This is a genomic window from Actinomadura opuntiae (genome assembly GCF_030283205.1).
Taxonomy (GTDB): domain Bacteria; phylum Actinomycetota; class Actinomycetes; order Streptosporangiales; family Streptosporangiaceae; genus Spirillospora.
This window is the reverse complement of sequence record NZ_JASNWF010000006.1, coordinates 138,046-155,748: the sequence shown is the minus strand read 5'-3', so window position 1 is coordinate 155,748 and position 17,703 is coordinate 138,046. Positions and strand designations below refer to the sequence as shown.

20 protein-coding genes are annotated in these 17,703 nt (G+C 69.2%); 6 read left to right on the top strand and 14 right to left on the bottom strand.

All coding sequences use genetic code 11. The features are described 5' to 3' along the window. The first annotated feature begins 9 nt into the window (after positions 1 to 9). Together QP089_RS14420 and QP089_RS14415 are read left to right on the top strand one after the other, a co-directional pair. A complete protein-coding gene (locus tag QP089_RS14420) occupies positions 10 to 1,278 on the top strand; it encodes an NsdA family TPR-like regulatory protein (RefSeq protein ID WP_285912084.1) in 1,269 nt (422 codons plus the stop codon). Between the two features lie 5 nt (positions 1,279 to 1,283). Continuing rightward, on the top strand, positions 1,284 to 1,592 hold the full coding sequence (locus QP089_RS14415; RefSeq protein WP_285912083.1) for a 4a-hydroxytetrahydrobiopterin dehydratase: 309 nt from the start codon (positions 1,284 to 1,286) through the stop codon (positions 1,590 to 1,592). Positions 1,593 to 1,731: 139 nt separating this feature from the next. On the opposite strand, the gene QP089_RS14410 is transcribed toward QP089_RS14415, so the two are convergent. From QP089_RS14410 to QP089_RS14400, 3 genes are all read right to left on the bottom strand, one after another. Further along, positions 1,732 to 1,974: a hypothetical protein gene (locus QP089_RS14410; protein ID WP_285912082.1), complete on the bottom strand. Its 243-nt coding sequence runs from the start codon at positions 1,972 to 1,974 to the stop codon at positions 1,732 to 1,734. Continuing rightward, positions 1,971 to 2,252, bottom strand: a complete 282-nt coding sequence (locus QP089_RS14405; protein ID WP_285912081.1) for a hypothetical protein — start codon at positions 2,250 to 2,252, stop codon at positions 1,971 to 1,973. Before QP089_RS14405 ends, QP089_RS14410 begins: the two co-directional genes overlap by 4 nt. Before the next feature lie 89 nt (positions 2,253 to 2,341). Beyond that, entirely contained in the window at positions 2,342 to 2,752 is a 411-nt protein-coding gene (locus tag QP089_RS14400) for a hypothetical protein (RefSeq protein ID WP_285912080.1), read from the bottom strand. Positions 2,753 to 2,865: 113 nt separating this feature from the next. Between QP089_RS14400 and QP089_RS14395 the strand changes: the two genes are divergently transcribed. Further along, positions 2,866 to 3,117, top strand: a complete 252-nt coding sequence (locus QP089_RS14395) for a hypothetical protein (RefSeq protein WP_285911577.1) — start codon at positions 2,866 to 2,868, stop codon at positions 3,115 to 3,117. 223 nt (positions 3,118 to 3,340) lie between these two features. Here QP089_RS14395 and QP089_RS14390 read toward each other — a convergent pair whose 3' ends face one another. The 8 genes from QP089_RS14390 to QP089_RS14355 form a co-directional block, all read right to left on the bottom strand. Continuing rightward, entirely contained in the window at positions 3,341 to 5,308 is a 1,968-nt protein-coding gene (locus tag QP089_RS14390; protein WP_285912079.1) for a helix-turn-helix domain-containing protein, read from the bottom strand. Positions 5,309 to 5,310: 2 nt separating this feature from the next. Then, positions 5,311 to 5,670, bottom strand: coding sequence for a TraA-like protein (locus QP089_RS14385; RefSeq protein ID WP_285912078.1), 360 nt, complete (start codon positions 5,668 to 5,670; stop codon positions 5,311 to 5,313). Beyond that, a complete protein-coding gene (locus tag QP089_RS14380; protein ID WP_285912077.1) occupies positions 5,667 to 5,930 on the bottom strand; it encodes a hypothetical protein in 264 nt (87 codons plus the stop codon). Before QP089_RS14380 ends, QP089_RS14385 begins: the two co-directional genes overlap by 4 nt. Beyond that, the gene (locus QP089_RS14375; protein WP_285912076.1) at positions 5,927 to 6,103 is read right to left on the bottom strand and encodes a hypothetical protein; all 177 of its coding nucleotides are present in this window, start codon (positions 6,101 to 6,103) and stop codon (positions 5,927 to 5,929) included. The genes QP089_RS14380 and QP089_RS14375 overlap by 4 nt, the downstream gene beginning before the upstream one ends. A gap of 141 nt (positions 6,104 to 6,244) precedes the next feature. Beyond that, positions 6,245 to 7,024, bottom strand: a complete 780-nt coding sequence (locus tag QP089_RS14370) for a DUF2637 domain-containing protein (RefSeq protein WP_285912075.1) — start codon at positions 7,022 to 7,024, stop codon at positions 6,245 to 6,247. After that, positions 7,021 to 7,512: a DUF1707 SHOCT-like domain-containing protein gene (locus QP089_RS14365; RefSeq protein WP_285912074.1), complete on the bottom strand. Its 492-nt coding sequence runs from the start codon at positions 7,510 to 7,512 to the stop codon at positions 7,021 to 7,023. Before QP089_RS14365 ends, QP089_RS14370 begins: the two co-directional genes overlap by 4 nt. After that, on the bottom strand, positions 7,509 to 7,706 hold the full coding sequence (locus tag QP089_RS14360; protein ID WP_285912073.1) for a hypothetical protein: 198 nt from the start codon (positions 7,704 to 7,706) through the stop codon (positions 7,509 to 7,511). Before QP089_RS14360 ends, QP089_RS14365 begins: the two co-directional genes overlap by 4 nt. Next, positions 7,703 to 8,317 (bottom strand): DUF6907 domain-containing protein, encoded by a 615-nt coding sequence (locus QP089_RS14355; protein WP_285912072.1) that lies wholly within the window; start codon positions 8,315 to 8,317, stop codon positions 7,703 to 7,705. The genes QP089_RS14360 and QP089_RS14355 overlap by 4 nt, the downstream gene beginning before the upstream one ends. Positions 8,318 to 10,301: 1,984 nt before the next feature. On the opposite strand from QP089_RS14355, the gene QP089_RS14345 reads away from it, so the two are divergent. Next, positions 10,302 to 13,610 carry an RHS repeat-associated core domain-containing protein gene (locus QP089_RS14345; RefSeq protein ID WP_285912071.1) on the top strand — a complete coding sequence of 1,103 codons (3,309 nt, stop codon included), beginning with the start codon at positions 10,302 to 10,304 and terminating at the stop codon, positions 13,608 to 13,610. Positions 13,611 to 14,147: 537 nt separating this feature from the next. Here the strand turns inward: QP089_RS14345 and QP089_RS14340 are convergent. Beyond that, positions 14,148 to 15,323, bottom strand: a complete 1,176-nt coding sequence (locus QP089_RS14340; protein WP_285912070.1) for a hypothetical protein — start codon at positions 15,321 to 15,323, stop codon at positions 14,148 to 14,150. A gap of 530 nt (positions 15,324 to 15,853) precedes the next feature. Between QP089_RS14340 and QP089_RS14335 the strand changes: the two genes are divergently transcribed. After that, a complete protein-coding gene (locus QP089_RS14335) occupies positions 15,854 to 16,099 on the top strand; it encodes a hypothetical protein (RefSeq protein WP_285912069.1) in 246 nt (81 codons plus the stop codon). A 24-nt stretch (positions 16,100 to 16,123) separates the two neighbouring features. Here QP089_RS14335 and QP089_RS14330 read toward each other — a convergent pair whose 3' ends face one another. Then, positions 16,124 to 16,387 (bottom strand): hypothetical protein, encoded by a 264-nt coding sequence (locus QP089_RS14330; RefSeq protein WP_285912068.1) that lies wholly within the window; start codon positions 16,385 to 16,387, stop codon positions 16,124 to 16,126. Between the two features lie 62 nt (positions 16,388 to 16,449). Here QP089_RS14330 and QP089_RS14325 point away from each other — a divergent pair, with 62 nt between their 5' ends. After that, on the top strand, positions 16,450 to 17,112 hold the full coding sequence (locus tag QP089_RS14325) for a 4'-phosphopantetheinyl transferase family protein (protein WP_285912067.1): 663 nt from the start codon (positions 16,450 to 16,452) through the stop codon (positions 17,110 to 17,112). Here QP089_RS14325 and QP089_RS14320 read toward each other — a convergent pair. After that, complete coding sequence (locus tag QP089_RS14320; protein ID WP_285912066.1) at positions 17,078 to 17,698, bottom strand: acyl-CoA-like ligand-binding transcription factor; 621 nt, start codon at positions 17,696 to 17,698, stop codon at positions 17,078 to 17,080. The genes QP089_RS14325 and QP089_RS14320 overlap by 35 nt on opposite strands. Positions 17,699 to 17,703: the final 5 nt, after the last annotated feature.

Here is a 17,703-nt window from a genome sequence, read left to right as displayed (position 1 = left end):
GCATCGCGCATGTCCACCGCCGAGAGGAACCCGGTCGCGGTCGCGATCGGTGCGCGGCTGCGCAGGCTGCGCGAGGAACCGCGAGACAAGTACGGCCGCGCGAGGTACTCGCGTGCGAAGTGGGCGATCCTGCTGCGCGGCGCCGCCGGCCCGGACGCAGACGGTCTGCCCGCCGTGACGAGCCTGGCCAAGATGATCCAGCAGTGGGAGCGCGGCGACTGCATCCCCGGCCCGATCTACCGGCCGCTGTACGCCCGCGTCACCGGCAAGACCGAGGCCGACCTGTTCGGGAGCGAGACGGGCGCCGACATCGCCCGCCGTGATGCCCTGCTGCTCACCGCGGCCGCCGGGGTGGCTGTGCCTCGGCGGCCCGCCGGACCGGTCGCGCCCGAGCTGGCGGACTACTTCGCCGAGCAGCTCGCCGGCCACTACCGCGCCGATCGCTACCTCGGGCCGCTCCGCCTCATCCCCACCGCGCTCGCCCAGTACGACCTGCTGTGCGACCTGGCGAACACCGCGCGCGGGACAGTGCGGCCGCGGCTGTGGTCGCTGGCGGCCGGGTACGCCGCGTTCCTCGGCTGGCTCTATCAAGACGGCGGCGACATCAACCGGTCGGTGTACTGGCACGACCTGATGCTCGAGCGCGCGCACCGCTCGCATGATCCCCAGCTTGTGGCGTTCGCGCTGCACAACAAGGCGATGCTGCACGCCGATCTCCTCGACGGGCCCGGCGTCCAGGACCTCGCCGGCGCCGCCCTGGTCCACCAGGACGCCCTCACGCCCAAGGTTCGGGTGTTGGCGCTGCAGCAGGCCGCGCACGGCGCTTCCCTGGTCGCTGACGACGACGCGGCGGACGAGTGCGCCCGGCTGCTGGACGAGGCCGGCGCCCTGGTCGACCAGGTGGACGACGACTATCCGTGGGGCACGGCGTGCCTGACTCCGCACTACATCGATATCCAGCGCGCGACCTGCCTCGTACGGCTCGGCCGGGCCGAGGACGCGCTCACGATCTGGGAAAGGATCATGCCGGAGCTGGCGGCCGCCGGCGCGCGCCGCGACGTCGGGGTGTTTCAGGCCCGGCAGGCGCAGGCGTACGCCCTCGCCCGGGAACCCGAACGCGCCGTGACGATCGCCGGGGAGGTCGTCCAGGCGGCCGAGGCGACCGGCTCGGTACGGATGCGACGCGAGCTGCAGGGCCTGCAAGCGCGCATGAGACCGTGGGCGAGGGAGCGGCCCGGCCGGCTGCTCTCGGAGATGCTCGCTCCCCTTGGAGGATGACTCACGTGACGCTCAGGACGCCCCTCACCGCCGAGCAGGTCGCCGGACGCCTCACCGACACCGGATGGTCTGGGGACACCGCCGAGATACACCGCACGTTCGCGGTCGAGTACGACGTCGCGATGCGGATCGTGGCCGAGGTCGCCGCCGCGGCGATCGAGCTGGAGCACCGGCCCGACATCGATATCCGGTGGGACCGGCTGCACTTCTCGATGACCACGCACACCTCTGGGGACGTGGTGACCGAGCTGGACTTCAAGGCGGCCGAGAGGATCAACGAGATCGCCGCACGGCACGGCGCCGAGCCGGTCTAGGCTGGACGCGCGATGCACCGGGCCTCGCCCCTACCTTCCTGGGGGCGGGGCCCAGTCTCGTTCTCAGGCCCGCGGAAGGCCCGCACCCGTGGCGATGGTGCGGGCCTTCCTGCTGGAGGGTTGCGAGGCCGCTGGGGGCTCAGCGTGCGAGGCGCCCGGCCTCCGGGGCGAGGTCGGGGACCGCGTACAGGTGACGGCGGCGGCCCCGTGGGGCCGGGACCGAGGGCGCCTCGGTGGCGGCCGCGGGCACCGGGTCGCAGGTCAGCAGCTCGGTCTGCAACCGCAGCACCTGGACGACGTCTCGGAGGGTGAGGTGGATCTGCTCGAGCTGCTCGGCGATCGTCTGCTCGCCCGGCTCGGTCGCGGCCTGGTCGGCGCTCACGATGCGGTCCCCTCGGCGGCAGCCACCTCGTACAGCCGCTCGCGGACAGAGCGCCACTCGCCGCGCTCGAGGTCGGCGAGCCCGGTCCGCAGAAGCGGCTCCCAGTCGCGGCGCTCGGCGGTCGGGCTGCAGACCTCCAGCAGGTCGAGCAGGGTCTCGCCGGCGGCCGCGCCGCCCTGGGCGCGCAGGTGCCAGTAGAAGCCGCAGAGCCGCCGGAACAGCGGGTCTCGCCGGTCGTGCTCGTCCCCCGCTCGGGGGGCGTCGGTACCCTCGGTCATGGATCGGACCTCCTCGTCCGGTCAAGGGCCCGGCCGGTGTTGCAGTCACCGCGTCCGGGCCCGCCTTGTGTGGTGGCGGGGGGCGTGGGTCAGGCCGCGAGGATCGCGGCGGTGTGGTCGAGGATGTTGGCCGCGATCAGGTGGTTGCACCGGCTGAGGCGCTGCCCGGCCTTGCAAGTGCACGACTGCTCGACGGTGTCGACGTAGTAGGTCGAGACGCCGTCCGAGCCGTTGGCGAGGTACGCGCCCTCGTGACGGAGCGGGATGATCGCGCCGTCGAGGATGAGCTGCTCGGCCTTGTCCAGGACGCGGGCGCCGTCCTTGAAAGCGGAGACGTCGGCGGCGGCGGTCGCGGTGGCGAGGGCCTGGCGCTCGGCGTCCTCGCGGCGCTCGATGCGCTCGCAGCGGGTCCCGATACCGGCGGCGACTCGAGCGGGGTTGGTGAGCAGGGCCCGGCACCGGCGGCAGTGCGCCGTCGTGGTGGTGGTCCGCTTCGCCATGTCCCGCTCCCGTTCGCTCGCCCTAACCGCGTAGGAACAGAGTAACGGGCAACTGTGTTCCTACGCAATACTCTGTGCCAGAATCCCCGTAGGAACACGGAGAGGATCACGGCATGGGCGACGAGACCAGCAACGCCGAAGGCCAGACGTACATCACGCGGTTCCGCATCCCCCGCCCGATGTGGGACGCGTTCGGGCGCGTCAGCACACGCCTCGGCAGCAACCGGACCGCGCGGCTGCTCGAGCACGTGCGCGCCGACATCGAGGCCCACGGCGACGACCAGGACCGCGCCGACCTCGCCCGCGCGGACGAGGAACTCGCCGAGCGGCGGTCACGGAAGGGCGGCCGGCCTCCCAAGTCGTGACCGCCTCGCACACAGCACAACGGCGCCTCGCTGGCCATGGTGACCGGCGGGGCGCCGTCGTGTTGCACTCAGGCGGGGGTCGGGGGAGGGATACACAGGTCAACGGGGGTGCACACCCGGTGTTGCACCCGGGCGTGCACCCCCGTGTTGCACCCGCGTGAGCACCCGTGTTGCAGCATGATCAACATGGGTGCGTGCGGAGCCCACGCGCAGCCGTGCGCGCCTACGCGGGCACCGGCGCCGGACGCTGCAACAGCGTGTGCCGCTGCGCCTCGTCGTCGTACCCGAGCACTCCCTCATCGCGGAGCTTGCGCAACAGCCGCTGCACCGTCTGACGGGACGCGCCGGCCGCCGTCCACACCGGCGCCAGGTCCTTGGTAGCGAAGTCCTCGCGGCCCTCGTCGAGCCACGTCGCCAACTGCGACAGCAGCGCCGTACGCAGCTCCGCCGCGGACAGCCGCTCGGACGGCTGACCGAACGTGAACTCCTGGTCCTCGGGGTCGTCAGTGATCGGGTCGTCGATGCTGCCCGTCACCTCCGGGTCGGGGTCCTCGGTGTCGACGGTCGGGGACCAGTCGTCGCGATCGATGTCGTCGTGGTCGTCGTCGCTGCTGTCCTTCATGGTCGGGGGTGATACCCACGACGACACGATGGCCGCGGTGAACTCGTCGATGGTCTTGGCCGCCGCCGGCCACTGCTCGGCGTGCGCCCTCAGCGCGTCGGTGTCGGGCGTGACGCCGTCCGGCTTCAACCATGCGAACGTGCGCAGCGGCATCGCGATGCGGGCCCTGTCGATGCTGGGGGCGTCCAGGTAGGCCATGCCGGGCTGGGAGGACCCCCACAGCTCCGGGCGGGCGCCTGCGTCGTCCTGTGCCTCCGAGAGACCGAACGCCGCGTCCTGGGAGTTGGCGACACCGAAGCACAGGTTCGCCAGCTGCCCGCGCGCGATCGTCGGCATCTGCGTCCAGTCCGAGCGCTGCAGGGACAAGATGATGCTTCCGCCGGCGGACCGGATCGCCTTGAGCAGCTTGAGGAACGTCTCGATGTCCTTGTCGCTCAGGGCGTCGAAGATGTCGGGGACCTCCTCGAACCATCCGACCTGGTAGGTCAGGCCGCACCCCGGCTCCCAGTTCGCGAACCCCCGCGCCGACAGCCAGTCGGTACGCGGCTTGAGCTGGGAGTGCATGTCGTTGATCAGCGACCGCACCCCGCCCTTGGTCGTCTCGAACCGATGCAGCGCGGGACGCAGCGGCCCCAAGCTCTGGTCGCCCTTGGTGATGTCGGCTGCGAACACCGCGGCGTCATGGCGGGTGACGATCTCCGCCAGGTAGTTCCACGCCGCGCCGATCGACTTGCCGGCGCCGGTCTTGCCCATCGCCTGGACGTGGTGCCCGATGAGGATGTGCTCGACGTCCTCGCCGTCCTGCCACACCGCCGGCCGCAACGGCTCGGCGATCGACCCGCCTGGCCGGGACGGGCCCGGCCACGGGATCGGCGACCGCATCACCCGCGGGTCGGAGAACGTGACGTGCGCCAGGTCCGCCCGGTCCAGGTTCGGCGCGACCGTCATCGTGCCCGGCGGCAGGCCCATCGCGCCCTCGATGTGCTCGGTCTTCTTCTGGATGTCGGCGACGACCTTCTCACCCGCCGGCAGCGCCATCGCCGCCTCGATCTTGCGTTCCCCGGCCTTCACCGTCGCCATCCGCGCGCCGTCCAGGTTGGCCTTGTCCTTGCTCTGGTCGAACAAGAAAGCCAGCGCGTCGGTGACGCCGCGGCCGCCCTGCCTGGAGCGGATCACCGTGCGGATATTCCACGCCGCGGCCGTGACCAGCCCACCGGCCACCCAGAACCACAAGATGACGGGCTGGGTGAACCCCGCGACCGAGCACGCCGTGACCCACATCGACACCGCCGCGGTGGTGGCGGTCGCCGACCCGCGCCCCAGGAACCCGCGTTCGTGTGCGACCAGCCACGTCACCCCGGTCAGCAGCACCGATCCGAGCGTGAGCCCGATCGCCGACCAGGCCACCGCCGAGCCGCGACCGAACAGCATGTGCAGCGCCGTCCCGACTCCGGCGATCAGCGGCCAGAGCAGCCACGGCGGAGCCAGCGTCATCAGCTTGGACGCCTGCGCGGCCTTCACCCGCTCCCAGGACGAGTCCTCGGTAAGCGCGATCTGCTTCGTCGACATGATCAGTCTTCCTTGAAGTCGAAGATCCGGGTCGGCTTGCGCGGCGGGTTCAGCACGTCCGCGAACTCCTTGCGGAACTGCGCGTGGAACCGCACCATCTCCGCGCCCGCGGCCTTGGTGTGCTCCCCGGCCCGCTGCAGACGCTTCTTGACGCGCCGCGCCCGGAGCCGGACGTCCACCCCGAACAGCAGCGGGTTGCCCTTCTGCGACCCGACCAGCGCCGCGTACACCTCCTCGGAGGCGAGCTCGAACTCGATGGTCAGGTCACGGCAGATCGCGCGGCCCGCCTGCGAGTACTCGGTGATGGACTTGGAGCCGGTGAACGGGATGTTCGCCAGCTCGGGGATCCGGTCCTTGCTCACCGGGCCTCCTCGGAGTCGTCGACGTCGATGTCGTGGGCGTGGTGGTAGCCGAGCCGGTACCGGTCGGCGATGCGGCGCCCGAGCCTGCGCAGCCACCCGGGCGGGGTGCCGAACAACGCGGACAGCAGCACCGCCGGCGCCGCCGCGGCCGTCCGGGTCACCGCGGCCAGCACGGCGACCAGGCCGCGCAGCACGGCGACCAGGCGCCGCCACAGCGACGGGTCACGGCGGATCGGGCGGGGAGTCGTCGAGATCGTCACCGGCCCCGCCTCCAGGTGATCGGGGACCGGAACCGCGGCGTCCGCACGTTGGTGCCGAGGTAGAAGCCGGCGCCGATCAGCCCGGCCGCCGCGGCGACGGGTACGGGCGCGGCGAGCAGGTACGTCAGCAGCAGGTACACCCCGCCGCCGACGATGCCCGCGAGCATCAGCAAGTCCAGGACGGTCGGCCGCCGGGTACGGCGTACTCGCCGCGTACTCCTGCGAGGGGACATGATGGAACTTCCTTCTGTGTGAGGGAGCCCGGCCCCGGGCGGCGTCTTGGTCGATGAGCGCCCGGGGCCAGGTCAGGGGCGTTACTTGGTGGCGAGTACGGCGAGGTAGTCGCGTACCTGCTGGGCGCGGGCCTGACCGCAGCCGAGGGCCTCGCGGATCGGCCGAACGCCCGGAATACGGCCGCCCTGTAGGTACTCGGCGAACTCCTCCCGAGCCCGCGCGAGTACGTCGGCGGGTACCTCGGGTACGGTCGCCTCCGCCTCGTCGTCCGGACCGCGGTCAGCCTCGCCGTCCCGGTCGTTCCCGGGCGCCTGGTCGTCGTCCTCGGACGCCTGACCGTCCCGCTCGGGTATAGGCACGGGTACGGTCTCCAGTTCCGGCAGCGGCCACCACGGCAGCGGTACAGCCCGCGTTCCTCCGGCGGTGGAGGAACGCAATTCGTCGCGCTGAACCGCCGCTACCGCGTCGTCCGGCACGTCCCGGCCGCGCCGGATCATGCCCATCAGCAGCTCGACGACGACCACGAGCGTGACCGCCGGCCACGCCGCGATGATCGCGCCCACCGGGCCGTGAGCGATGCCGTGCAGGACGTTGACTGCGACCGTCGCCCCGATGCCCAGGGCGAGCGCGGGACGCGCCAGGAACGGCACGGGGGCGCGTTGGCGGGCCGCGTCCAACAGCACCATGCTGGCGACGAAGACCAGGCCGTCGATGGTGAGCGGGACCAGGCGGCCGGTGCTGCCCGCCTCGCCGTGCGCCCGCGCCACATCGAGCGCGTGCCTGTAGGAGATGTAGGCGGCGATGGCGCCGATGCCGACGACGACCGCGGCCGTGCTCGCGCGGATCGCAGAGATCCTCATCGGCCGGCCTCCTCGTTGGGGAGGTCCATGACGGTGCGGCGCAGGTCGCCGAGCGTCTTGGCGGCGAGGGCCTGCGCGAGGCGCTCCTCCATCTCCGCCTGGTCCAAGCGGCCGGCGGCGAAGTGGGCGTGCAAGACGGTCACGACGACGTCCCGCTCCGCGTCGCCGATCCGCCGCCGTTCCATGTCGGAGTCGTGCGGGCCGCGGTGCAGGATCAACGTCACCGCGCTCTCGTCCCGCATCGGGTGCAGCGCCTCCTGGCGCTTCTGCTCGCGCAGCTCGCGTGCATCGCGGCGCCGGCGGGCTCGCCAGTCCAGTTCGCGGAAGCTGAGGACCACCACACCGGCGGACGCCGCGAGCGGCCACAGGATCGGCACGGCCACGTACGTCGTCGCCATCCGGTACAGCAGGTAGCCGATCACGCCGACGGCCACCAGGCACAGGGCGCCACCGAGGGCGTCCCAGAACGCGGGATCGCGGTCGTTCATCGGCCGGCCCCCTCGTCGATCGCGGCGAGGACGTGCTCGAGCGCGGACTCCAGCCGCCCCCACCACCCGGCGGACTCGACGCCGTTCCCAGTCGGTTGCGTGGCCTTGGACTCGGCGAGGGCGCGGCGGGCCCGCTCGATGAACGGGTGCCCGGCGAGCTGCCCGCCGGTGTCGGGGTTCAGCGGCGCGGTCATCGGCCGTCCTCCCCGCTCTGCTCGGGACGCCCGTCGACGGCGGCGCGTCCGGCGCGGGCGACCAGGCCGACGACGACCGCGACGGTCTCCGGTTCCCACCCGGCCAGCCACGCGAGGATGCGGCGGTCGTGCGCGCCGAGGCGGACGCCGGCGGCCATGCATGCCGCGTTCAGCCGTGCCTTGTTGAACCGGCCCATGGTGCCGAGGTCGGTCACGTCCCCGTACGCCTCGCGCACGGTGTCGGCGGCCTGCTGCTCGTCCTCGTACGGCCCGACGTCGGACGGGAGTCCGGTCGCCTGGTCGCCGCGGAGCCGCGCGGCCGCGCGCGTCAGCAGCTCGGCGAGCGCGTCGGCCTCGTCCGCGGTGACGTCCAGCCCATCGACCTCGCCGCCGTGCTCGCTGTAGGGGGCAGTGTGCGGCCACCGGACCGCGACGCCAGCCGAGAGACCCGGCTCCCCTCCGTGGGTCTCCTCGGCGCGCAGGGACACCGTCAGGGCCTCGCCCTGGGCGCTGGTCGTGCCGACGTCCGCGCGGTGCCGGATGAACAACGTCGTCGTGTCGTGCTCGCCCGTGCACCAGGGGAAGGCGCAACGGGCCGTAGGGTTCTGCATTGGGTTCGACCTCCACGGGGTCGGATCAAGGCCCCGGCCGGTGCTTTGATCACCGCGTCCGGGGCCGCCTCATGTCTGGGCGGCGGGCGCGCCCGAGGGCGCACCGGACCTTGATCGGGGGGCCGCGCGGGTGGTGCCGTGATGGCACGCTGATGGCACTATCGGCCACTCGGTGCACTTCACCAGACCACAGCAGACCACACGACACATAGCCGCTGAGCTGCGAAAACCTCGCTAGACCGATCTTCTCCAAGCCCGCCCTCACGGCGGGGATCACCCTCCTAAAGCGGGTGTCGCAGGTTCGAATCCTGCCGGAGGCGCCACCAAGAAGACGGCTTTGACCTGCGAAAACGCCTCCGACCACAGCCGGGAGCGTTTCGTTCGCCAAGATCATTCACCACGGGAACTCACCGAGGTCCGCAAGCAGATCGAATACGCGCGCCGCATCGGCGACACCCGCGGACTCCAGCTGTACCTGAGGCGTCTCGTGGGTGACTGCCCGGCCCGACCCGGCACCTCCAGGATGCCGACGCCCTGAACCATCTCCTCACCGAGTACGCCGAGCACGTCCGCAAGCACCACCAGGAAAGGGACCCGGGCAGGTCTGTAGCTTCTACTGCTACCTCGCCTCCCTGGCGGCGTTCCCGCGCAACCGGGTACCGCCGAGGTCTTTTCAGAGCCGCAAGGCGACACCATCACCCAGGTCGACGAGGACGCACGGACTACGAGAGGCTCTACCGCACGCTGGTCAAGCCGGCCTCGGGCAGCCCGAGCCGATCTACGCACCCATACCCGCTCTCTCGGCCCAGGTTCTGGCGATCGCCCTGTGCGAACACTCGGTCGAGAAGCGCCCGAACGGGTGCCATGGCTTCCACATCGAGGAACGCTGGCGGCGCGCTGGAAGCCGCCACGCAGGCGGGCAGGCGGGCACCATCGGTTCGTTACTGGAAAACCGACGACGGCCGCCTCTACTGGGACTGTGCTCCCAGGTGTGGTCACCGGCACCGCCGCGCCCCGGCCACCGAGGCGGGAGCTGCCGCTGAACGTAAGTGCGCCTCCTAGCAGCGGGAAGTACAGATCGTGACTCGTTGTGCGAGTCGGCAGGGCAAGGCTCCTCGCAACGAGCTACTCGACAACCGGCTGAGCCTGCTCCTCTTCACTGTTGCGAGTGCGAGCCTTCCATGCGGCGATGACGTCGGCGAGGCGGGTCCGCAGGTGGTCGCAGGCCAAGTGATCTTGGCGTGCCCAACTCGTCCACCCGCTCCTCGAGCCCACCAGCCTCCCAAAGTGTGATGCAAGTCACAGATGTGACCTGCTGGGGCCGTCGTGCTGCAGGTGCAGCGTCCGCGTCAGTGAAAGTTTCGCCGCAAGCAGCCGTCTTTACCTTGCGTTTGCCTTCGCGTTGCGAGCCATCCCTCGTCTCCAGGCGCTGCGCTCACAGAGTGTCACTCTCGTTAACCAAAAAGGGTCTTTACTAGTACCTGACCGCGGCGCATGATCTCTGTTGTTGTTCCTTGCTATCTGGAAACTACTGGACTGCACCCCGCAGAACAGGAGACAGGGAATGCCCATCGTCACCGTAGGCGTGCCAGGGCGATTCAGCCCTTGAGGCGTGTCGATCCGGTGATCGTTGATCCGGCGTCTTTAACGGCTCCCCAGCGTCTTGGTCGGGCCTGCGTGGTGTGTCATAAGCGGTTTCCGTTGCCGCGCGTGCAGGTAGGCGCGCTGCCCGATGGAACCACCGTGCTGGCCTGCGAAGACTGCGCCGCCGTCATCCATCCTCGCCGTTAACTCCACTCCTGCCGCGCTCATTGCCCGACAGGCGATTCACCCTGCCCTGAAACACGGGCCTCCCATTACCTGAGCACGTTCTCCGCGACGGTCCTTTCGCATGCCCTAAAAACCCCTCGCAGAAAGAGCAAGACGCGACCACGGAAGCAGCCCGTCAATGGCGTGTTCTCCCATGCCCAAAAAGGAGTATCGAGTGTCACGTCGTGTTATGGCGTGTGTCACCGCATCGATCCTGACGGCCGCCACTTTGGTGGCCGTGCCCGGTGCCGCTGACGCCAAGCCACGCCCCAAGGCCACACCGTTCCAGTTCCAGCACCTGTATCCCGAGATCGGCTCGCCGCACGCCGACAAGCCCAAACTCGGACCGTCCAAGCGCGGACCGGTACGCCTGGTCTCCCCCAGCACCGTCGGCGACCCCGCCCGCACGAAGATCCCGACCTACGCCCCTACCAAGACCGCTCCCAACCCGGGCGGGTCTGCGACTCCCAAGGCCGCCGCCGCGGCGGCGGCGTCGGTGCCGGTGGGGATCGGACCGGTCCGCAACGGCACGTTCCTGTCGTTCAACCTGGCCGACAACCTGCAGTTGAAGGTGAACGTCGGATCCGGCGACGCGATGGTCCGCTCCACCGACATGTCGCTGCCGGGAATCGGCGGCAACGTCACCGTCGGCGCGGTCTACAACAGCCTGCTGCACGCCGCCGACGTCCCCACCGGCGTCATCTCGCCCGGCTGGCGGACCAGGCTGGGTGAGGACGTGCGGCTGTACAAGAACAGCGACAACTCCGTCACCTACGCCGGGCCCGACGGGGTGTCGGGGGTGTTCACCCCGTCCGGGTCGGGTTACAGCACGCCCAAGGAGTTCAAGGGTGACCTGACCAGCCAGTCCGGTGGCGGCTGGAAGTACCTGGACCACGGTTCGGGGCAGCAGAGTTACTTCGACTCCTCCGGGCTGCCCTCCAAGGTGGTGGACCGCAACGGCAACACCACCGACTTCAGCTACACCGGCGGGCATGTGTCGGCGATCACCTACAAGCCCAAGGGCGAGTCGACCGGTCGGCAGATCAAGGTGGGTGTGTATGACGGGCCGCTGACCAGCTATACCGAGGACGACGGCAACGGCGGCCAGCGCATCGTCGTCTACACCTACGACGCCTCGCGCCGGCTCGGCCAGATCCAGGAGGCCGCCGGTGAGGTGACCAAGTTCGGCTACGACAGCGCAGGGAACCTGTCGTCGATCACCAACGGCAAGGGCAAGACCACCAACCTGAGCTACGACTCGGGCCACCGCGTCCAGGCCGTCACCCAGCTCGGGGAGTCCTCCTCCCAGATCACCCGGCTGGCCTACCCCTCGGCCACCCAGACCCAGGTCGCCGACCCCAACACCGACCAGTCCAAAGCGGTCGCCGACGTCCCGCACACCACCTACACCATCAACGACAACGCCCGGGTCACCAAGACCGTCGACCCGGCCGGCAACACCCGGTCCAAGACCTACACCCCCTTCAGCGACATCGCCTCCTACACCAACGCCAACGGCGGCCTGACCACCAACACCTTCGGCGCCAACAACGGCGAATCCCTCACCAAGACCGTCTCCCCGACCGGGGCGTCGGCGTCGCTGACCTACGGCAACTCACCCACCAGCCAGAACCCCACCGCGGCCTACCAGCCCTCGGCCGGCACCGACACCCAGGGCAACTCCACCACCTACACCTACAACGGCGCCGGCAACCAGACCTCGACCAAGAACGCGCTGGCCGCCACGGCGAAGGTGTCCTACAACGACGACGGCACCGTCAAGGACTCCACCGACCCCAAGAACGACACCAACTCCACCACCTACTCCTACGACGGCCACCACCAACTCGCCGCCGTCACCCCGCCGTCCGGCAACACCCTGAAGAAGAAGACCTCCACCTACGACGGCTACGGTCGCGTCGCCACCGTCACCGACGGCAACGGCAAGAAGACCAGCTACACCTACGACGATGACGACCGCGTCCTGACCATCGCCTACTCCGACGGCACCCCGACCGTGACCTACACCTACGACAAGGCCGGCAACGTCCTCACCCGCACCGGCGCCGCCGGCACCACCACCTTCGGCTACACCGCCCGCAACCTCGTTGCAGCCCGCCAGTCGGCCTCCGGCGGCGGGGAGATCGACTGGCAGTACGACGCGGCCGGGAACCTGGTCAACCAGCTCGACGGGCGCGGCACCGACCACTACGTGCACTCGGTCCGCAACCTGCTGGCCTCGATGACCGACGCCACCGGCAAGCAGTGGACCTTCAAATACGACGACGACGGCAACCGCACCGACACCTACTTCAACTACGCCTCCAGCGGACCGTCCTGGTCGATGCACACCGTCACCAGCTACGACAAGTCCGATCGCGTCACCCGCGTCAAGACCACTGGCAACTCAGCCAGCAACCCGGCCATCTCCGACCTGTCCTATTGCTACGCCAAACACGTCGACGGCCAAGGCTGCTCCACTGCTACCGGTGACGACACCGGCCTGCGGCAATGGTCCACCGACAACGCCGCGAACAAGTCCAGCGTCTACACCTACGACAAGGGCAACCGGCTCACCAAAGCCACCGGCGTCAACGGCCACGACTACGGCTACGCCTACGACGACGACGGCAACCGCACCAGCCAGACCGTCGACGGCACCACCACCCAAACCCTCACGTTCAACTCGGCGAATCAGATCACCTCATCGGGGTACGGCTACGACGCCGCAGGCAACCAGACCTCCTCCCCGACCGTGACCCAGATGACCTACAACGCCGCGCAGCAACTGACCCAGACAAAGGTCGGCAACACCACCACCGCCTACACCTACGCCGGCCCCGACCAAAGCGAACTCGTCAAGGTCGGCGGCACCAGCATCGTGTACGGGACAGCCACCACCCCGATCTCTTACACCTCAGGTGGCGTCACCACTTACATCGAACGCGATGACTCCGGCACACCCCTGGCCGCCAACGTCACAGGCACCGAAACGGCCTACGCCACCGACGGCCTTGGCTCGGTCGTGGCCACCGTCAACCCCGCGGGCGTCAAAGCAGGCGGCTACGCCTACACGCCCTACGGAGAACAATCCGGCAAAACCAACGGTGACCCGAACCTTCTCGGCTACACCGGCGCCCTATCCGACCCCGCCACCAACAACCTCTACCTCTCCCACCGCTACTACACCCCCGGACAAGGGAGCTTCACCCAACAGGACACCATCACTAGACTCGCCGACCCCACCAACGGCAATCTCTACTCCTATGCAAGCGACAACCCCACAACGTTCATCGACCCCACGGGGCAGAGTTGCACCTCGGGAGTGCTGTGGATGACCGGTGGCATCCTGGCGCTCGGAGGCGCCATCCTTACCGCGCCACCGACCGGTGGAGGATCCCTCGTCGTTGCCGGGGCCTTCGTCGCGGCGGCCGCTGGGACGACGGATTACGCAACGAGCTGTCTGGGTATTCCCATTCCCTGATCCGGTGATACGACGACCCCGCGGCATGGCGCCGCGGGGTCGTCCACTCGGAGGAACCGTGAAAATCAGAAGGCCAGAAAAGAAGATCGCAACCAGTTGGGCACTTTCCCTTGCAATCGTGCTTGCATCAATGCCTATCGGTATTTACTTCGGAATTCTCCCGTTCGCCATAGTATTCACAGTCGGCGCAATAGGTTTCGTCGGCCTTGGTTTAGCGATATTCTCACGTTATGATCGGGAGGAGATCGAAATCCGCCACTCATGGAAGCATCGTCACTCGCGAAATTCCAAGTGATCTCGATACGCACACAGATGGTGCGCGCGAGGAACAGGCCGGCCCACGAGCGCACGAACCTCCGTTGCGACAGCATCGGAGTGGCTGGTGGGCCCGGCCGTCAGCTGGAGCATGGGCGAGTCTTACAGGGTGTGCTGGGGCGGCGTTGGTGGGCTGGCAGGGTGCGTTGGTTCGGTTTTCGGGCTTGAGCTTCTGGGGGCTACCGGCGGGGATGTATTCGGCGGCGGTTCCTGTGCCGGGGGTTAGTCGACTGACACGGGGACGTCGGGGTCGGTGACGATGGTGTTGGCGGAGACGGAGGGCGCTCGCTTGACTATGGGAGTGCCGCTCGCCTGAATGTCGTGGATACGGATTTTGGAGCCGCCGCCGATGTAGATGTGCGGGGCACCGGCCGCGGTCTTGTTGGGCTGGGAGCCGTCGCCGTCGCTGAACATCGGGCCGTCTATCAGGATGTTGGTTCCGCCGGTGATCGTGAGGATGCCCTTGTCGTGGGCGGGGTTGGTGTGGCCGGTGGAGTTCGGCTGCGACATGCCGCCGTAGAACCAGCAGTCGCGGACCCGGACGAACTTTCCGCCGGTGATGAGGAGCTGGCTGCCCCACGTGGGATTACCGGCCTGGGCTTGGGCGTCGAACCGGACACCGTCCAGGATGATGCCGCGGCCGCCGTCGAGGCGTATTCCGCAGATGTTGGATTTCGCGGTGATGAAGATGGGGCCGACGACGGTTTTGGTGATGTTCGGCAGCCATACGTGGTAACGGTTGCCGCCCCCCATTTTCGGGGAGTCGATGAGCATCCCGTCGGTCCAGTATGTGTTGTCGCTGCCCCACAGTTTGAAGGGGGTGTCGTAGCTGTTGTTGACGTCCCAGAAGCCGGAGAACGTGACTGCGGTGTGGGCACCCCACATCACGTGTCTGAAGAGGTTGAACGCCAGGTTCTCGAAGTGCGACGCCCACAACACGGGGCCGGTGTTGCCGTGGTCGACGAAGAACGTGGTGTCCGAGTCGCCTTCGAAACTCAGGTTGCCGATGTAGAGACCTTTGGTCTGGCCCGAGGGCAGGTCGAGCCACCCGGATCCTGGGACGCTGATCCTGACGCGCTGGTTGTAGCGGAACTCGTTGCCGGTGATGGCGCCTTTGAACGCGAGCCCGTTGAAGACTTGACGGGTCTGTTTGAACTCCATGGAGCGCTGCCCGAGCACGATCGCCGGCTTGTACGTCTGCTGGGATACGTAGGACAGTGCGTGGGCTAGTTTGGCGTCGTCGTTGGCTCCGGGGAACGAGTCCAGTGGGACGCCGCGCGCGATGGCCTCGTTGTTGATGCGGGCTTTGACGGCATTCAGTGCACCGTTGACGGCGGTGTCCCACGTGTTGCCGCTGCCGTCTGGGTCAGGCAGGGCTATGTCGAACGGGACGCCCATGTCTCTCCTTATCCAATTACGTCAGGCGCCACCGGTCAGGTGCCGGGCGTCGGCGCCGCCATTCCCCGTTGGTTTGGGCGTAGAGCGACGAAGACGTCGGTGTCGGCGGACAGACCCGAGTCGGTCTGTCATGGTCCGTCCGCGTTGTGGCGGGGCGCGTGGACTCGCGGTAAGGGATCCTTCGGCGGTCCAATCAGCCGAGGTCACATGGCTGCGCGGCCCGATGAGGGTGACGGTATCGGCGACCGCCGGGGAGGCGAAATAGACGGCCGGCCAGGTGGGAGCCGCGTTCGGGTTACCAAACCGGATCGCATCGGCCACGGCATCGACCGAGCCCGGCCAGCGTGACCGGTGGCTCGTCCTCGTCGTCTCCGGCGTGCACCGTCCTCTGGCAGCGGGCGTCGGTCGCGAACGAAGAGCACCTTGAGTGATTCACCGAACGCCGCTCGTTACATTCATGTAGCCGCAAGGCGTGCCTCGCCCCTGGCCTCTCCTGCCGTCATAGCAACACCAACGGACTCGGAGACCACGTGCCCAACTACATGCTTCTCGCAGTTCTCGGAGCGGCCATCGTCCTCTTCGGGTTCTGGCTGCTCACTCGTCCCAGCTGCAGCCAAGCGGGCGGCAATATCACGAAGGCCCTCCCCGGGGCTTCTCGTCGTGCTGGCGTGCACCTCTCGGAAGGAGGAGTCGCGTTGGTTAAGCTCACCGACGTTCCGACCGGCCCGGACTTCAAAGCCCCGATGTACGTCAAGTTCTGGAGCTCACAGAGTTGACGCACAGACGCCCAGAGGGGCGGATTAGCGGCCGCGGCCCTGGTTGGTGATCTGGTCCCAGAGGCGCGACTCGGTCTCGGTCGGCGGGTGGCCCGACCAGCCCTCCGGGTGACCGGGCGGCAGCGTCACCTTCGCACGATCGGGTTCCGGCGGGGGCTCGGGGGCGGTCTCCGGGGCGGGCGGCTCCGGCATGTGCGCAGGCCAGTGGCCTTCGGCGATCACCTGGAGCCGCGCGGCGGTGAGCAGCCAGCTGAGCGTCGCTCGGAGCAACCGGTAGGGGCTCGGCATGCCGGGATCGTGAGCCGTCCGGCTAAAGCCGCTCTTTAGGCGTGCGCGGAAGGCTCGGTCCGGTGATCGAGGAGATCCTGCCGCCCACGGCCGTCTCCGCCGAGGAGTTCGGCGACGTCGCGGCCCGGCTGTTCCCCGCGGAGGAGGAGGCGGTGGCCCAAGCGGTGGAGTCGCGCCGCCGGGAGTTCGCCACCGTGCGCGCCTGCGCCCGCGCCGCGCTCGCGCGGCTTCAGGTGGCACCGGGCCCGCTCGTGCCCGGTCCGCGCGGGGCGCCGTCGTGGCCGGACGGCATCGTGGGCAGCATGACGCACTGCGCCGGCTACCGGGCGGCCGCCGTGGCGCGCGCCGGCGACCTGGCGGCCCTCGGGGTGGACGCCGAACCCGACGAGCCCCTGCCCGACGGTGTGCTCGACGCGATCGCCTCGCGCGAGGAACGGGAGCGGCTGGCCGTCCTGGCCGCCCGCTCGCCCGGTACGGCCTGGGACAGGCTGCTGTTCAGCGCGAAGGAATCGGTCTACAAGGCCTGGTTCCCGCTGGCCGGGCGGATGCTGGACTTCACCGAGGCGGTGGTCGCCGTGGACGCCGCCGCGGGCTCGTTCTCCGCGCGCCTGCTGGTCCCCGGGCCGGTGCTGGACGGCCGCGTGATCACCGGCTTCGCCGGCCGGTGGCTGGTGCGCGGCGGCCTGGTCGTCACGGCGATCGCGGTTCCGCCCTCGGGTCGCTGAGGATGTCGAAGGCCGCGTCGATCAGCTCGCGCAGGTCCTGCCTGCCGTCGTTCTCCGCCCAGGCGCGGAACGCCGCCGTCATCGCGGCGACGGCCGCGGCGGCGATGACGCGGGTGTGCAGGGCGTCGGGGTCGTGCCCGGGATGGGCGGCCAGCGCCCCGGCGATGAGGCGCTCGTCGGCGTTCTTGTGCTCCCAGGAACGGGCCCGGAGCGCGGGCGTGTCGAGCACCAGGCGCATGCGGGTCAGCATCCCCTCCCGCTCGGCGGGGTCGGGCGCCACCTGGTCGTCCTGGGTGAGGGCGTGCCGGATCATGTCCAGCGGGGGCTCGCCGGAGGGCCGGGCCGCGATGCGCTCCGCGAGGGTCTGGTCGTAGTCGTCGTAGTCGACCACGTCCTCCTTGGTCGGGAAGTACCGGAAGAACGTCATGTGCGAGACTCCGGCCGCGGCGGCGATCTCCTCGACGGTGGTGGCCTCGAAGCCCTTCTCCAGGAACAGGCGCATGGCCTGTTCCTGGAGCATCCGGCGGGTCTGCGCCTTCTTGCGCTCCCGCCAGTCGGACGTGGATGAGGGTGACGCGGTGCTCATGGACG

Excerpts from the sequence above, each read along its gene's own strand:
- QP089_RS14420 (WP_285912084.1), top strand. The coding sequence starts at position 10 with ATGTCCACCGCCGAGAGGAACCCGGTCGCGGTCGCGATCGGTGCGCGG.
- QP089_RS14405 (WP_285912081.1), bottom strand. The coding sequence starts at position 2,252 with ATGACCGAGGGTACCGACGCCCCCCGAGCGGGGGACGAGCACGACCGG.
- QP089_RS14400 (WP_285912080.1), bottom strand. The coding sequence starts at position 2,752 with ATGGCGAAGCGGACCACCACCACGACGGCGCACTGCCGCCGGTGCCGG.
- QP089_RS14395 (WP_285911577.1), top strand. The coding sequence starts at position 2,866 with ATGGGCGACGAGACCAGCAACGCCGAAGGCCAGACGTACATCACGCGG.
- QP089_RS14390 (WP_285912079.1), bottom strand. The coding sequence starts at position 5,308 with ATGTCGACGAAGCAGATCGCGCTTACCGAGGACTCGTCCTGGGAGCGG.
- QP089_RS14370 (WP_285912075.1), bottom strand. The coding sequence starts at position 7,024 with ATGAGGATCTCTGCGATCCGCGCGAGCACGGCCGCGGTCGTCGTCGGC.
- QP089_RS14365 (WP_285912074.1), bottom strand. The coding sequence starts at position 7,512 with ATGAACGACCGCGATCCCGCGTTCTGGGACGCCCTCGGTGGCGCCCTG.
- QP089_RS14360 (WP_285912073.1), bottom strand. The coding sequence starts at position 7,706 with ATGACCGCGCCGCTGAACCCCGACACCGGCGGGCAGCTCGCCGGGCAC.
- QP089_RS14355 (WP_285912072.1), bottom strand. The coding sequence starts at position 8,317 with ATGCAGAACCCTACGGCCCGTTGCGCCTTCCCCTGGTGCACGGGCGAG.
- QP089_RS14340 (WP_285912070.1), bottom strand. The coding sequence starts at position 15,323 with ATGGGCGTCCCGTTCGACATAGCCCTGCCTGACCCAGACGGCAGCGGC.
- QP089_RS14330 (WP_285912068.1), bottom strand. The coding sequence starts at position 16,387 with ATGCCGAGCCCCTACCGGTTGCTCCGAGCGACGCTCAGCTGGCTGCTC.
- QP089_RS14320 (WP_285912066.1), bottom strand. The coding sequence starts at position 17,698 with ATGAGCACCGCGTCACCCTCATCCACGTCCGACTGGCGGGAGCGCAAG.